15 protein-coding genes are annotated in these 12,078 nt (G+C 61.0%); 11 read left to right on the forward strand and 4 right to left on the reverse strand.

The features are described from left to right. The first annotated feature begins 318 nt into the window (after positions 1-318). The 8 genes from KZX66_RS26070 (at position 319) to KZX66_RS26105 (ending at position 7,593) form a co-directional block, all read left to right on the forward strand. Positions 319-987 carry a TetR/AcrR family transcriptional regulator gene (locus tag KZX66_RS26070; RefSeq protein ID WP_248084073.1) on the forward strand — a complete coding sequence of 223 codons (669 nt, stop codon included), beginning with the start codon at positions 319-321 and terminating at the stop codon, positions 985-987. Positions 988-1,101: 114 nt separating this feature from the next. After that, the gene (locus KZX66_RS26075) at positions 1,102-2,070 is read left to right on the forward strand and encodes a radical SAM protein (protein ID WP_248084074.1); all 969 of its coding nucleotides are present in this window, start codon (positions 1,102-1,104) and stop codon (positions 2,068-2,070) included. Between the two features lie 95 nt (positions 2,071-2,165). Beyond that, positions 2,166-2,771: a DUF4823 domain-containing protein gene (locus tag KZX66_RS26080; protein ID WP_248084075.1), complete on the forward strand. Its 606-nt coding sequence runs from the start codon at positions 2,166-2,168 to the stop codon at positions 2,769-2,771. A gap of 27 nt (positions 2,772-2,798) precedes the next feature. Beyond that, positions 2,799-3,359, forward strand: a complete 561-nt coding sequence (locus KZX66_RS26085; protein WP_248084076.1) for a DUF1285 domain-containing protein — start codon at positions 2,799-2,801, stop codon at positions 3,357-3,359. A 70-nt stretch (positions 3,360-3,429) separates the two neighbouring features. Further along, positions 3,430-4,143 (forward strand): GntR family transcriptional regulator, encoded by a 714-nt coding sequence (locus KZX66_RS26090; protein ID WP_248084077.1) that lies wholly within the window; start codon positions 3,430-3,432, stop codon positions 4,141-4,143. After that, positions 4,140-5,141, forward strand: a complete 1,002-nt coding sequence (locus KZX66_RS26095; protein ID WP_248084078.1) for an ADP-ribosylglycohydrolase family protein — start codon at positions 4,140-4,142, stop codon at positions 5,139-5,141. Before KZX66_RS26090 ends, KZX66_RS26095 begins: the two co-directional genes overlap by 4 nt. A gap of 72 nt (positions 5,142-5,213) precedes the next feature. Next, complete coding sequence (locus KZX66_RS26100; protein ID WP_248084079.1) at positions 5,214-6,680, forward strand: cytosine permease; 1,467 nt, start codon at positions 5,214-5,216, stop codon at positions 6,678-6,680. Next, positions 6,673-7,593: a PfkB family carbohydrate kinase gene (locus tag KZX66_RS26105; RefSeq protein WP_248084080.1), complete on the forward strand. Its 921-nt coding sequence runs from the start codon at positions 6,673-6,675 to the stop codon at positions 7,591-7,593. Before KZX66_RS26100 ends, KZX66_RS26105 begins: the two co-directional genes overlap by 8 nt. 93 nt (positions 7,594-7,686) lie before the next feature. Here KZX66_RS26105 and KZX66_RS26110 read toward each other — a convergent pair whose 3' ends face one another. The 4 genes from KZX66_RS26110 to KZX66_RS26125 all read right to left on the reverse strand — a co-directional run bounded on the left by KZX66_RS26110 (position 7,687) and on the right by KZX66_RS26125 (position 10,055). Next, positions 7,687-8,067, reverse strand: coding sequence for a Rho termination factor N-terminal domain-containing protein (locus KZX66_RS26110; RefSeq protein WP_248084081.1), 381 nt, complete (start codon positions 8,065-8,067; stop codon positions 7,687-7,689). A gap of 49 nt (positions 8,068-8,116) precedes the next feature. After that, positions 8,117-8,383 (reverse strand): hypothetical protein, encoded by a 267-nt coding sequence (locus KZX66_RS26115; RefSeq protein ID WP_248084082.1) that lies wholly within the window; start codon positions 8,381-8,383, stop codon positions 8,117-8,119. A gap of 51 nt (positions 8,384-8,434) precedes the next feature. Further along, positions 8,435-8,773, reverse strand: a complete 339-nt coding sequence (locus KZX66_RS26120; RefSeq protein WP_248084084.1) for a hypothetical protein — start codon at positions 8,771-8,773, stop codon at positions 8,435-8,437. A gap of 85 nt (positions 8,774-8,858) precedes the next feature. Continuing rightward, positions 8,859-10,055, reverse strand: coding sequence for an MFS transporter (locus KZX66_RS26125; RefSeq protein WP_248084086.1), 1,197 nt, complete (start codon positions 10,053-10,055; stop codon positions 8,859-8,861). Between the two features lie 186 nt (positions 10,056-10,241). Between KZX66_RS26125 and KZX66_RS26130 the strand changes: the two genes are divergently transcribed. The 3 genes from KZX66_RS26130 to KZX66_RS26140 form a co-directional block, all read left to right on the forward strand. Further along, positions 10,242-10,721, forward strand: a complete 480-nt coding sequence (locus tag KZX66_RS26130; protein WP_010208407.1) for a GNAT family N-acetyltransferase — start codon at positions 10,242-10,244, stop codon at positions 10,719-10,721. 157 nt (positions 10,722-10,878) lie between these two features. Then, positions 10,879-11,700, forward strand: a complete 822-nt coding sequence (locus KZX66_RS26135) for an SDR family oxidoreductase (RefSeq protein WP_248084088.1) — start codon at positions 10,879-10,881, stop codon at positions 11,698-11,700. Positions 11,701-11,735: 35 nt separating this feature from the next. Continuing rightward, positions 11,736-12,078 (forward strand): substrate-binding domain-containing protein (locus tag KZX66_RS26140; RefSeq protein ID WP_248084090.1); only part of this gene is annotated, 343 nt, incomplete at its 3' end.

The raw sequence follows: 12,078 nt of genomic DNA on the forward strand, positions 1-12,078 counted from the left end.
TCACGCCAACAGTTCAAGTATTGATCAGTATCTGATTCAGTCCAGTCGCGACTGATCGTTTTTTAAACAGATTTGGAATACGTCAGCTTCGCTTGAGTTCTCATTGGGCGGGAGTACAGGGGTAGTTGTTGCGTGTTATTTCTGACTGATTCGGGTAAAAACGTTGGCGTGCTGAAAGTAAGTGCCTGCCGGGTTCACATAGGCGTTGCCCAACGACCGTTCAGTCGGGATAATCCCTCGCACCTGGTAAATCGTATCGCCATGTAATCGTGGCCTTGCGTAACCCTCCCTACTACGACCTTTGCAGACCTCTTCCTCATGCACAAAGAACCCCGTAAGGTCCGTGAGTTTCGCCGCCGTGAGCAGGAAATTCTCGACACCGCACTCAAATTGTTCCTCGAACAGGGCGAAGACAGCGTTACCGTTGAGATGATCGCGGATGCCGTGGGTATCGGCAAAGGCACGATCTACAAACACTTCAAGTCCAAGGCCGAGATTTACCTGCGCCTGATGCTCGACTACGAGCGCGACTTGAACACGTTGCTGCATTCGGCCGATGTCGACAAGGATAAGGAAGCCTTGTCCCGTGCCTACTTCGAGTTTCGCATGCGTGACCCGCAGCGCTACCGCTTGTTCGACCGTCTGGAAGAGAAGGTGGTCAAGGGGCATCAGGTGCCGGAGATGGTCGAGGAGTTGCACAAGATCCGTGCTTCGAACTTCGAACGCCTGACGCTGCTGATCAAAGGTCGTATCAGCGAAGGCAAGCTTGAAGACGTGCCGCCGTATTTCCACTATTGCGCCGCCTGGGCCCTGGTGCATGGCGCCGTTGCGCTGTACCACTCGCCGTTCTGGAGCAATGTGCTGGAAGACCAGGAAGGTTTCTTCCAGTTCTTGATGGACATTGGCGTGCGCATGGGCAACAAACGCAAGCATAGCGCCGAGCCTGCACCGGTCGAGGCCGCACCTGTCGACACCCCTGCCACGTAATGATTTGCTGCTTGGCGCAGTACCCCAGGAATATACTCAGGCATGGACCTTGCTAAAAGCTGATTTATAAGTCAGCTTTTAGTGCGCCCGAATTATCCTCTGCCGGAGTGATCCATGATCGTTGATCGTCAAGGCAGGCGTTTTCGCAATTTGCGAATCAGCCTGACCTCAGCCTGCAATTACGCGTGTACCTACTGCGTGCCCAACGGCAAGCGGCTGGTGGCTGCCCAGGACGAACTCTCCGCCGAGGCCATGGCCCGTGGTGTGGCTTACCTGATCGAAGCGGCCGGTATCGACCGTTTGCGTATCACTGGCGGTGAACCCTTGGTGAGCCCCAAGCTGGAAGCCTTCATGGGCGCCGTCGGGCAGATGGGCCTCAGTGATATCAGTCTGACGACCAACGGCCAATTGCTGGCGCGCAAACTGCCGCTGCTCGTGGACGCCGGCATTCGGCGCATCAACGTATCCCTCGACACTCTCGATGCCGACGCTTTTCGCAGCATCGCCCGTGGCGGCGACCTGGCCACCGTGCTCGACGGCATGGACCAGGCCCGCGCCGCCGGGATCAAGATCAAGGTCAATATGGTGCCCTTGCGTGGCCAGAACCTGGACCAGGTGATGCCGCTGCTCGACTACTGCCTGGAGCGTGGCTACGAGCTGCGGTTTATCGAGTTGATGCGTATGGGCCACCTGGCCAAGGATTCCAACGCGTTTCTGCAGCAATTTGTCAGCCTGCAGCAACTGCTCAGCCTGATCGGCGAACACCACGAATACTTGCAGGCCAACGCCCCGGTGGATGCCACGGCGGTACGGTACGAGGTGCCGGGTAAGGGCTTCTTTGGCGTGATTGCCAACGAAAGTGTGCCGTTCTGCCGGACCTGTTCGCGGCTGCGGTTGTCGTCCACCGGCTGGCTGCATGGCTGCCTGTCGTCGAGCAATCGTCACTACGTCGGTGACCTGCTCGACAAACCGCGCCATCAAGCACTGCCGGCCTTGCAAGGCTTGCTGGTGAAAGCCCTCGGCGACAAGCAGGAAGTGGCCTTCTCCGGGGGCGCCACCATCATGAAGATCATCGGCGGCTGACGCCGCGCTTGCAGCTGCAAGCGGCTCCCCTGGCCCAAAAGCTGCATCTCACGCCCATTCGCCGGTTTTCCGTCACCGGCTTTTGGAGGATTAGGATGCGTAGTCTGGTTTTGTTGCTGGCGTCATTGACGCTCAGTGGTTGCATGACCGTCAGCGATATGGCCGAAGGCACCCGCTATCAGATGAGCGACGCCGGGCTGCTCGACCATAGCGATACCCGTCGTACCGCCTCGGTTCGCATACAGCCGGACTCCTTCGTCTTTATCGCCCAGGGCGCCTTCGTGCCGCCGGGCAGCGCCTACCCACGGCCTAACGTGGTGGCCGAAGAAGCCTTCAACGGCTTCGTTGAATATTTCCCCATGGTGCGCCGCGCGCGACAGCCTGAAGGCCTCGAGCAAGCCATGGCCGAAGCCCGTGCGGCGGGTGCGCATTACTTGCTGTACTGCCGCTTCGCCAAGGCGGACGACCGTATCGGCAACGCCGATGAGTGGGCCGATCAAGAGGCCCTCGACCGTGTGGGCCTGGACAGCGGCGTTATCCAGATCATGTTGATCGAGACCAGCACCCAGTATTTGATTGATACTGCACGTATTCGCAGTCGTGGCGGTTTACTGACGTTCCACGACAACACGCCACAAGATCTGATTGCCCGCCCGTTGGCACAGTACGCCCGGAGCCTGCTGGGTATGAGTGATCAGTGAGCCCAGCCTGAATAAGGGGAGCCTCTCATGACCGATTCCGCCAAGGCCAACGACCTGCTGGCCCAACTGCCCAAAGGCAAGGGGCCGGCGCCGGTGCACCTGTGGAACCCGGATTTCTGCGGCAACATCGATATGCGCATCGCCCGCGATGGCACTTGGTTCTACCAAGGCACGCCAATCGGGCGCAAGCCGATGGTCAAGTTGTTCTCTAATATCATCCGCCGCGATGGCGATGATTACTTTCTGGTCACACCGGTAGAAAAAGTCGGTATCAGCGTCGATGACGCGCCCTTTGTCGCGGTAACCCTCGACGTCGAAGGGCAGGGCGAAGATCAGGTACTGCGTTTTACCAGCAATGTCGATGAACAGATCGAAGCCGGCCTCGAACACCCGCTGCGGGTGGAGATCGACCCCATCACCGAGGAACCGTCACCCTATCTTCGGGTGCGCGCCAACCTTGAAGCTCTCGTACATCGCAATGTGTTCTACCAATTGGTGGAGTTGGCGGTGAGCCGCCCGATCAACGGTCAGAAGTGGCTGGGCGTCTGGAGCGGCGGCGAATTTTTCCGTATCGGCCTGGAGCCCTGAGGCCGGGTTTTTCATCTCCCTGACATAATTCGCTTGCTGCAAAAGGCCGCTTTCGGTTATCAATTTGTACATGATTAGACATGTCCGATTTGATAAGAAAAAACGCGTCGTCGACGAACTCATCCGCCGTATCGAGGGTGGGGTGATGGCCGACGGCTTCCTGTTGCCGGGCGAGCATCAATTGGCCGAAGAGTTTGCGGTCAGTCGTGGCACCTTGCGCGAAGCTCTCGCCGAGCTCAAGCGACGCAATTACATTGCGACCCAGAGCGGTGTCGGCTCCATCGTCACCTTTGACGGCATGGTGCTGGATCAAACCAGTGGTTGGGCCCAGGCGCTGGCCGACACCGGTGCCCTGGTGACCACCGATATCCTGCGCCTGGAAGCGGTGTCGCGTCCCGATCTGTTCAGTCGTTTCGGCACTGACCAATTTGTCGCCCTCGACCGCCGTCGACGCACCACCGATGGCACTGCCGTGTCCCTGGAGCGTTCGCTGATGCCGGCGTCCGGCGGCCTTGAAGGCCTGCCTCGTTTGGGGCTGATCGATGACTCCCTGACCATCACCCTGGCAGCCTACGGCTACATCGGCGCCGAAGGTGACCAATGGATCGGCGCCGAACCCCTGAGCGACGAGGATGCCGAACTGCTTGGTCGCCCGGCAGGCTGCGTGTTTCTCAAGGCGTCGCGTACCACGTACGACCGCCGCGAGCGGTTCATGGAGTACGTCGAAAGCTTGCTCGACCCTGTGCACTTTCGCCTGCACCTGCAATTTGGACCCTCGAAATGACCGCCCACGCCCGCGCCCTCGGCGCCTTCTACGGTTTGGCCCTGGGCGATGCCTTGGGCATGCCCACCCAATCCCTGAGCCGTGAGCAAGTGCAACAGCGCTTTGGTGCCATTACCGCCCTTGAGAAGGCCGACGCCGACCAGCCGATCGCCCCGAACATGCCGGCCGGTTCCATCACCGATGACACCGAGCAGGCGATTCTGGTTGGCCAGTTGCTGGTCGAAGGCCAAGGCAGGATCGATCCTGCCGTGCTTGCCCAGCGCCTGATTGACTGGGAAGCGACGATGCGCGCCAAGGGTTCTCAGGATCTGCTTGGTCCGTCCACCAAGCGTGCCATCGACATGATCCTCGCCGGGCATACTCCGCAGGAGTCCGGGCGCTACGGCAGCACCAATGGTGCCGCGATGCGCATCACGCCGGTGGGCATCGCCGTCGATGTCAGCGACCCGGCGCAGTTTATCCAGGCGGTGATCCAGGCGTGCCAGGTCACCCACAACACCACCCTGGGCATTTCCAGTGCTGCTGCGGTGGCGGCGGTGGTGTCCGCCGGCATCAACGGTGCGGACCTGGGCGAAGCGCTGAACATTGGTACCCAGATCGCCCAACAGGCGGAAGGCTATGGGCATTGGGTGGCCGGCGGGCGTATTTCCACTCGCATCAGTTGGGCGCGCACCCTCAGCGTGGGCAGTGGCGACACCGCGTTGTTTGCCGACCTGCTCTATGAATTGATCGGCACTTCCGTGGCCTCCCAGGAGTCGGTGGTGGTGTCGTTTGCCCTGGCCCAGCAAGTGGCGGTGGGGGATATGAACGCGTTCCAGGCGTTGTGCCTGGCCGCCAGCCTGGGGGGCGACACCGACACCATCGCGGCGATGCTCGGCGCGATGCTTGGCGCGTGTTTCGGCATGCAGTGCTGGCCTGCGGCAATGATCGAACAGGTCAAGGCCGTCAATGGGTTGGACTTGCAGCCATTGGTTGAAAACCTTCTGAAAATGCGATGAGTCAGGACGACCAGTCACAGCGTTGACGACCTGCCACAACCACAAAAATACAGGCACCAGGAGCAACACCTCATGAGCAGCACGTCTTCCGGCCAAAGCGCCGGACAATTGGAAACACGCGGCATCGAACCGGTCCCGGAAGGCGAGTGCAACGGCCATCCGTTGCAACTGTTCTGGGTGTGGTTCGCCGCCAACATCAGCATCCTCGGCTTACCGCTTGGGGCCACGCTGGTGGCGTTCCGGGGCTTGGCGATCTGGCAGGCGATTATTGTGGCGATCCTCGGCGCGGCCGGTTCCTTTGCGGTGGTGGGCATCATCTCCATCGCCGGTCGTCGTGGCCGTGCACCGAGCCTGACCTTGTCCCGTGCCATCTTCGGCGTGCGCGGCAATATTGGCCCGACACTGGTGTCGCTGATGTCGCGCCTGGGTTGGGAAACCGTCAACACCACCACGGCGGCGTTTGTGTTGCTGTCGTTGTGTTCGATTCTCTTCGGGTCGCCGGTGGAGGCGAAAAGCGCACCCGTGCTGACGCTGATTTTCATCGCCATTTTCGTGCTGCTCACCCTGGCCGTTTCCGGCCTCGGCCACGCCACCCTGCTGGTGATCCAGAAGTGGGCCACCTACGTATTCGGCGCTTTGAATATCCTGGTGGGCGGCTTCCTCTGTGCCACCATTGACTGGAGCGCGGTGTTCAACGCCACCCCCGCGCCGCTGAGCGCGATGATCATCGGCGTCGGCACCATGGCGGCCGGCACCGGTATCGGTTGGGCCAACGCCGGCGCCGATATGTCGCGCTACCAACACCGCAGCGTCAAGGCCGCGCGCCTGGTGGCCTCCGCGGCGTTTGGCGCGGGCATTCCGCTGGTACTGCTGATCACCCTCGGTGGCCTGCTGTCGGTGGGCAACAATGACCTGGCCTCGGCCACCGACCCAATCATCGCGATCCGCGACATGCTGCCGACCTGGATGGCTGTGCCGTACCTGATCACCGCATTCGGCGGCCTGCTGCTGTCGAACAACCTGTCGGTGTATTCGGCCGGTCTCACCACCTTGACCCTGGGTTTGAAGGTCAAGCGCGTGCACGCGGTGATCGTCGATATCGTGGCGATTTTTGCCGGGTCGATTTACTTCATGCTGATCGCCGACAGTTTCTACGGCCCGTTCATCACCTTCATTTCGCTGCTGGCGGTGCCGATCACCGCGTGGGTCGGGATCTTCGTGGTTGACCTGATTCATCGTCATTACTACAGCCCCAAGGACCTGCTCGACGTCAGCCCAAGCAGTGCCTACTGGTATCGCGGCGGCGTGGAATGGCGTGCCTTCGGTGCCTGGGCCGTGGCCATCGTGCTGGGCTTTTGCTTCACCACCATCGGCACCACCGCCGAAAATATCTGGTTCGCCGGGCCGCTGTCCGACTCCTGGCTGGGCCACAACGGCCTGGGCTGGATCGTCACCTTCCTGGTGGCCGGCGGGATTTATGCGGTACTGGGCGGCGCGGCCGACCGGCGGCCGGCGCAGGTAGAGAGCCACAATGTCTAGATTGCTGCACACGGGCCAGGTCATCGTCGACCTGGTCATGGCCCTTGATGCCTTACCCGCCAGCGGTGGCGATGTGCTGGCGCACTCGGCCAATTTTGAAGTGGGTGGCGGGTTCAATGTGATGGCCGCAGCCCGACGCAATGGCTTGCCGGTGGTTTACCTGGGGCGTCATGGCGAGGGTCGCTTCGGCGACCTGGCGCGCACTGCGATGCAGGCTGAGGGCATTGAAATCGCCCTCGCGCCAAGCCGCGGCAAGGACACCGGTTTATGTGTGTCCCTGACCGAAGCCACCACCGAGCGCACGTTTATTTCCCACCTCGGTGCTGAGGGTGAACTCAGTGCCGAGGACTTGGCGCCCATAGTGCCGCGTGCGGACGACTACGTTTATGTCAGCGGCTACAGCTTGCTGCTCGAGGGCAAGGCCCAGCCGTTGCTCGACTGGTTACTGGCATTGCCGCACAGCATCGTGGTGGTATTCGATCCGGGCCCGTTGGTCAAAGCCCCGGATTCGGCCTTGATGCGCCGCTTACTGCCGCGCATCGACATCTGGACCAGCAATGGTCCGGAAGCGCTGGCATTTACCGGTGCATCGGACATTGCCACCGCGTTGCCTGCGTTAAGCCGGCATCTGCCCGCCAACACACTGCTGGTGGTGCGCGACGGGCCGAATGGATGCCTGGTCGGGCGTGCGGAGCAGATCGAGCACGTGCCGGGTTTCAAGGTTAAGGCCGTGGACAGCAATGGCGCGGGCGATGCCCATGCGGGGGTGTTTATTGCGGGGTTGGCCAACGGCTTGAAACCTGCCCAAGCCGCACGCCGGGCGAATGCCGCGGCGGCGTTGGCGGTGACGCGTTGGGGACCGGCGACGTGCCCCGCAACCTGCGAGGTGGATGCGTTAGTAGCTGAGGCGTGAGCAAGGCGAGCGCAAATGCCCATCAATTAACGGTGGGCACAGGGTGCTTCTTGCTCTCTGACTGGCATCAGGCCGCTTACACCGCGAGGCGTGTCAGCCGGCCTTTTTCAGCGCTTCAATCAACTCAGCCTTGCGCATGCTCGAGCGCCCGGGAATATCCTTGGCGCGCGCTTCCTTCATCAGGCTTTCTTTAGTCTGAGTGCCCAATGAGACTCGGCTGCTGCGAGGATGACCCTCGCGGCTGGCCGCCGCGCGTTTGGCCGAGTCACTGCGGTCCTGAGCCTTTTTCACTGGTGCCTTGCGCCGGCCCGAGCCACCGGCCTTTTCGCCACCGCCGGATTGCTTGTTGACGGTGGCCCAGGCACGGGCTTCGGCCTCGTCAGCGGGCACTCCCTTGTGTTCGTAACTGTCTTCGATATGCGCGGCCTTGCGCTTTTGTTCGGGGGTGTATTTGGCTTTGCTTCCACGAGGCATCGCGATACTCCTTCCGGCCCTGTAACAGGGCCGGACCAGGCAAAATGGATTACTGAGGGCGCTCGCCTTCCAGCTTTCGCGCCTCATCTACACCCGACGCAGTCAGCTTGATCGGTAGATTCAACGAATATTCGCCGGTGTCGTCGGTGGTCACATGACCATCCTTGATCAGCCCGCGGTCCTGCAGGAAGGCCAACACGCCGGCCACTTCCTTTTCGCCGCGGTAGTTGTCCAGCACCTCCTTGCCCAAGCCTTGCGGGTGGGCGTGCAGCAGGCGGGTGAGGATTTCTTTTTCAAGGGTTCTATCGACGTTCATGCGTACCTCTTCACTGGTAAATGATCGGGTGTTCGTCTTGCGTTCGAGGGCTTAAGGCGCAGGTTGTTTTGGCGCGCCGGGCAGGTTCGAGTCGTCGCCTTTGTTGATCTTTGGCTCATTCACCGACGGCCCCATCTTGCCATTGCCGACGGCAGCGGGTGCCTGGCGCTGGGTGTCGTGGCCCTGGGTGCGAGGGTCGGCGCCATTGGTGTTGTCGATGACTGCGCCACCGTTGGTATCCAGGCCGGTGCCCATGGATTTTTGCGACTCGGTGGTGGCGTCCGGCGTTGGGTCGGTCGGACCTGTGGTCGAGCTTGCGGCATAGGCGCTCAGCGAAGCGGCAGACAGCAGGCCAGTGAGGGCGAGGGCAGCAAATTTGGCATTTTTCATGAGGGTGTCTCCCTAGGGTTATTGTCCTTACCCTGTATTGGTCCGCCCTCGTTTTGCGTTGGTGCCGGGGTGGCGACGAACGGTCTCAGCCAGCCTGTAAGATTTTGTGTGCTGTCGCCCGGCGCCACGCCAGGCGCGCCACGCTGATCAACCAATTACCGGTCGCCACGGCCAGCACGCTCAGCATCAGCGCCGATAAACCGAAATCGACGATAATCCAGCCCGCCAGCCACGGGAAGCCAAACACCCCCACAAAGTACGCCAGGCTGAACAACAGCAATGCCTGGGACGTGGTGCCGTTGGGTGCTTCGTTGGCCACCAGGCCGTTGATCACCGAATACGTCAGGCCATACCCGACGCCCAGAGTCACGGCGGCCAACAGGTAGCTGGCATTGCCACTCACGCCAAAGGCGAACAGCAGGATCGACCCCAGCATCATCCCGGACAGCACGCAGGCGGCCGCGTAGGCATCGCGCTTGACCACGTAACCGGCGATCAGCAGGCGACTGGTAATCGCCGCACTGACGAAGCCTGCAAAAAACAACGAATAATCCAGCCCATGGGCTGCCGCGTAGCTGGTCTGGAACGACGACAACCCACCAAACACGCAGCCGCCGAGGCTGACCATGACGATGGCAAATGCCGCCCGTGAAGACAGCACGCGACGGCAGGCCACCCAGGAAATTTTCGACACCGGTGCCGAGGTGTGGCGTTTGAGCGCTGTGCCCAGGCGCCAGAACATCAGCACCCCGACCAGGCTGGCCAGTGCGGCAATGACGAAAGCGCTGGTCAAGGGCAGGCCCAACGCGTGGGCCGCCCGGCCGAGTAACGGCCCGGAACCGATGCCGCTCATCATGCTGCCCGACAGCAGCGCAAAATATTTAGCGCGGTGCTGCGGCGCCACCAGCATGGCCACGATGATCGGGCCCAGGGTGTAGAACACGCCCCAGCCCAGGCCCAGGGCCAGCCCGAACAACATCAAGCCTTCGCCAAAGCCCGGCATCAATGCAAAGCCCAGGCATGCCACCACCAGCAATACACCCATCCCCGCAATCGCCCGCGCCGCCCCCCACGCATCCGCCAAATGCCCGGACAGCACGACCGCCACAAAGGTACTGAGCATCGCAGTGGCGATCACACTGCCGGCATCGTGCTCATTGCCGCCGCGTGTATGAATCAACAGCGACAGCAGAAAGGTCGAGCCGTAAGACAGCGACAACAGAAAACTGGCAAGGCAAAACAGCGCGAACAGCTTTGTGCTCACCGGGGACGTGGACTGCATGGGGCCGCCTGGAGGTCGTTGGAGTTATGGCCCACTGTTTACCATGTACGCCAGCCAGGTTTGTTCTGTGGTTGGTGGTGCTTGCATTACGGCCGGGCGGAGTAACCGGCATCCCCGGAAATTGCGCTGCAATCGGTCATCAAAGCGCCTTAGTATGTGTGCTTTGAAATTGCCCAAGGCTTGCCCATGACCATCGAGATTCGCCCTGCGGTGCCCAGCGATGCTGCGCAGATTCTGACTTTCATCACCGAACTTGCCGAGTACGAAAAGGCCCGGCATGAAGTGATCGCCAGTGTGGTGGACATCGAGCGCAGCCTGTTCAGCGAAGGGGCCACCGCCCATGGCCTGATTTGCCTGCGCGACGGTTTGCCGATCGGCTTTGCGGTGTTCTTTTTCAGCTATTCGACCTGGCTTGGCAGCAACTGCCTGTACCTGGAAGACCTCTACATCAACCCTGAACAGCGCGGCGGCGGGGCGGGCAAGAAGTTGCTGCGTCACTTGGCCAAAATCGCCTTTGATAATGGTTGCGGTCGCTTCGAGTGGAGCGTGCTGGACTGGAACGAGCCAGCCATTGCCTTCTACAAATCCATCGGTGCCCAACCCCAGGAAGAGTGGGTGCGCTACCGCATGGAAGGCGACGCGTTGCGCGATTTCGCCTTGGGTTGATTCAAGTCCCTCTCAAAAAGCCGGCGCCGAAAGCGTCGGTTTTTTTGTGTTGTCTCTCACAATATGGGATGCAAATTTATATATTGAGATGTTTTCGGGTCTGGGTTTATAGTCGGCGGCATCAGCACTCACTACCAAAAATAAAACAGGTGAAGCGATGCAGGCACAACCGTTGTCACTCCCCGCCGTGCCCGAGCCCACTTACGGCGAGCGGCTCAAAGGCAAGGTGGTGATCATCACCGGCGCCGCCCAAGGCATTGGCGAGGCGATCGTCGCGTGTTTCCAGGCCCAGCAGGCGCGGTTGGTCATCGCCGATATCCAGGCTGAAAAGGTCGATCGCGTTGCCGCCCACTGGCGTGAACGTGGCGCTGACATTTACGCGCAGGCCGTCGACATCACGTGCAAAGTGCAATGGCAGGCACTGGTCAATACGGCCATCGAGCGCTTCGGCCGCGTGGATGTGCTGGTCAACTGCGCGGGCGTCAACGTGTTTTGCGACCCGCTGCAAATGACCGACGAGGACTGGCGCCGTTGTTTCGCCATTGACCTCGACGGTGCCTGGTTCGGTTGCCGCACGGTGCTGCCGCACATGATCGAGCAGGGCATTGGCAACATCATCAACATCGCCTCCACCCATTCCAGTCACATCATTCCCGGCTGTTTTCCGTACCCGGTGGCCAAGCACGGTTTGCTCGGCCTCACCCGCGCCCTGGGCATCGAATATGCGTCCAAGGGCATCCGCGTGAATGCCATCGCGCCGGGGTATATCGAAACCCAGCTCAACGTTGACTACTGGAACGGTTTTCCCGACCCCCACGCCGAGCGCCAGCGCGCCTTCGATCTGCACCCGCCCAAGCGCATCGGTCAGCCGATCGAGGTGGCGATGACGGCGCTGTTCCTGGCCACCGACGAGGCGCCTTTTATCAATGCCACTTGCCTGATGATCGATGGCGGGCGGTCTGTGATGTACCACGACTAGAACGTGTAACGCTCAATAACAACAAGAGGTGCCTCATGTTTGTCAAAAACAGCTTCAAAAAGACACTCGGTGCCCTGGCACTCGGCCTGGCGTTCAGCGGCGTGGTATCGGCTGCTGAAGAAGTCAAAATCGGCTTTCTGGTCAAACAGGCCGAAGAACCCTGGTTCCAGACCGAATGGGCCTTTGCCGAAAAAGCCGGCAAGGAGCACGGGTTCACCGTGATCAAGATCGCCGTGCCCGACGGAGAGAAAACCCTCTCGGCCATCGACAGCCTGGCGGCCAACGGCGCCAAGGGCTTTGTGATCTGCCCGCCGGACGTGTCCCTGGGCCCGGCCATCGTGGCCAAGGCCAAGGTCAATGGCTTGAAGGTGATGGCGG

The organism is Pseudomonas sp. EYE_354 (genome assembly GCF_023148575.1).
GTDB lineage: Bacteria > Pseudomonadota > Gammaproteobacteria > Pseudomonadales > Pseudomonadaceae > Aquipseudomonas.